The 2,298-nt window shown below is 58.3% G+C and carries 5 protein-coding genes; all 5 read left to right on the top strand.

Going from position 1 to position 2,298, the window contains the following annotated elements; all coding sequences use genetic code 11:
• Window positions 1-415, top strand: a 415-nt coding sequence (locus ACH2EH_RS02935; protein ID WP_395138789.1) for a hypothetical protein, incomplete at its 5' end; no start/stop codon positions are given.
• A complete protein-coding gene (locus tag ACH2EH_RS02930; protein ID WP_395138787.1) occupies window positions 412-783 on the top strand; it encodes a hypothetical protein in 372 nt (123 codons plus the stop codon). The genes ACH2EH_RS02935 and ACH2EH_RS02930, both read left to right, overlap by 4 nt.
• Before the next feature lie 159 nt (window positions 784-942).
• The gene (locus tag ACH2EH_RS02925) at window positions 943-1,308 is read left to right on the top strand and encodes an SWIM zinc finger family protein (RefSeq protein ID WP_394793108.1); all 366 of its coding nucleotides are present in this window, start codon (window positions 943-945) and stop codon (window positions 1,306-1,308) included.
• A 196-nt stretch (window positions 1,309-1,504) separates the two neighbouring features.
• Window positions 1,505-1,816: a hypothetical protein gene (locus ACH2EH_RS02920; RefSeq protein ID WP_395138783.1), complete on the top strand. Its 312-nt coding sequence runs from the start codon at window positions 1,505-1,507 to the stop codon at window positions 1,814-1,816.
• A 2-nt stretch (window positions 1,817-1,818) separates the two neighbouring features.
• Window positions 1,819-2,298: hypothetical protein (locus ACH2EH_RS02915; protein WP_395138781.1), on the top strand; the 480-nt coding region annotated here is incomplete at its 3' end.

Here is a 2,298-nt window from a genome sequence, read left to right as displayed (position 1 = left end):
GAGCATGCTCAAGCAGCGGCATATCCATGTCGCTACAGCGCAGTTCGTCCCCCTACTCCAGGATGCCATCGCGCAAGCTCGGCTTGTGGCGGCGGCCTTCATCGAGCAGATGATCCTCTCCACCAAGACGGTTGTTCCTGACCCCGCACGGGCTATCGAAGTGCTGGCTGATGCCTGGAAACTCTCCAAGCAGACTGCCGAGTACATCAAGTTCGGGCTGTACGGCGAGTCCCACCAGGACACGCTGTATGGACTCGTCAATGCCGTGACCAGTGCGGCGCAGAAACTCCCTGTCGAGAGCCGTTTCGAGCTGGAAACGCTGGCAAGTGTCCTTATCGACACCACCAGCGAGAGCCGGGCAGACCAGGCGCTGCGTTCACGGATACTCACTCCGAAAGGAGGGCTACTCGTGTGAGCGCCATTCTCCCCACGATAGACAAGCGGCTCGCCGCCGTCTGCCAGCGCCTGCGAGGTCTGGCAGCAGAGATCGAGGAGAAATGGCACTTCGGTGTTGTTCACATGCTTGTCGAGGATCAAGTGATCCAAGCCCATAGAGGGTGGCGAATCGAGGTTCTCGTTCCTGAGCTGGACGACTACATCGGACAGCCTGAGGATGGAGAGCTCGTACCGCTGCCCCTAAGCGTCGAGGAGACCTCCCTGATGCTTGGGCGGGTCGTGGAAGAGTGCAAGGGAGTACGAGGAATCGCTTCGCCCTGTGCTCCCAACCCCGAGTTGCTGCAAGACATTCTGGATCTTCTAAAGCGGCGACCTCATTCGGCGTAGCCGAAGATGGGCTTCGCTAAACGCCAATCAGTATCCGGGTAATCCCCGTTTCAATATTCCCCACTTCACACATCAAATCTCCACGTCACCGGGCCATGTCGCCCGGAGACGGGAAGTTCATGGCTCGGTGACTTTTTACCAAAGAAAGGACCCCTTCCCATGAATCTGGACGAGGCGAGGACACTTGCCAACGTCAACGAGCGGGCACAGCGACTCTTCGAGGACGGATATCGCATCCGCTCCCTCGATACTCACCGCTACCTAATTCGCTCCGAGCACGGAGCCACCTACACCCTGGATCGCGCTGAAAAGAGTTGCACCTGTCCCTTCTTCGAGAAGCACGGCGGACGCTACTCCTGCAAGCACGTCCTGGGCTGGCGGAAACTCCAAGTTTCACAATGGTCACACATTTCCCGTCTCAGTGCACGCTGGGAGGCAGTAGAGCAGGCGGCCACTATCGAGCAGGTTATGCAGAGCGCATCACGTGTTCTCCAGCAACGTCTGGAGGTGCCGCTGTGCTGCTAAACATTTCCCGCTATAAGGGCGGTCGGCATTGGGCGGTTCGAGAAGCCGATACCGGCACTATCGTTGTCGTGGCAGTCTACCGAAAGGGAGCTGCCGAAGTCGTGCGAAGGCTCACTGGGCAAGTCCCAGAGCCAACCAAGCGCAAACGGCGAGAGACCTTCGTCTACGAAGCAAAAGGCTCACCGGAGGTGACTTTATGAGCCAGCAAAAGCCTGGACAGGGCTATCAACGCCCCATCAAGTTTCTCCTAGGCAAGGTCTATGTCACACCCGCCGCGGTCGAGGCCCTGATCCGCAACGAGGAGGAGCTTATGCACCTACTTAAGCGGCATCGGGAAGGCGACTACGGCGCGGAGATGTGCTACGACGACCGAGTCGTCAACGATGAGTCCATCAAACGCGGTGGGCGGGTTCTTTCCAGCTACACACTCAAAGACGGCACGATCCTCTGGATCATCACGTCGGCGGGCTGGCAAGAGACTTTGACTTTAATCCGCGAGGAGTACTGACTATGAGCCGATCCAAGCAAGCCCCTGACAGGGTAATGGAAGGCCCTAAGGTTATCGTTCTTCACACGGACGACCAAGTCTTTGCCTTCACCGACGCGACAGGGACAGAGTGGCACTGGAACGCAGGAGCGGGAATGCGGCTGGTGGAAGCCAGTGGCAGACAGCCCCTAACCTTCTTTCCTGGTGACCACGGCCTGACGATTCCCTACCTCCAGCGCCAGTACCCAGACCTTGATCTGGAGTATGCCAAGACCACTGATCTGACTCGGCCCATTCTATTCGTGCCGTTCTTCGATGGCACCTCAGTGCTTATCGACGGTTGGCATCGAGCCGCGCGTGCAGTCATGGAGGGCATCGCCTTCCTACTCTGCCACGAGCTCACCGAAGCCGAGCGCGACCAAGTGATCGTCATGAAGATCCCGCCACAAGGCAGAGAGACAACGCCACGCCCCAAGTTGGCACCGATGAATATCAAGAAAGGC

This window comes from Armatimonas sp., assembly GCF_043760365.1.
Classification (GTDB): Bacteria; Armatimonadota; Armatimonadia; order Armatimonadales; family Armatimonadaceae; genus Armatimonas.
Note: the sequence above shows the minus strand (reverse complement) of the source record. Positions and strands in the feature narration are given on the sequence as shown.

What these genes read in the sequence shown, in the direction of transcription:
- ACH2EH_RS02925 (WP_394793108.1), top strand. Translation starts at nt 943, where the DNA reads ATGAATCTGGACGAGGCGAGGACACTTGCCAACGTCAACGAGCGGGCA.
- ACH2EH_RS02920 (WP_395138783.1), top strand. Translation starts at nt 1,505, where the DNA reads ATGAGCCAGCAAAAGCCTGGACAGGGCTATCAACGCCCCATCAAGTTT.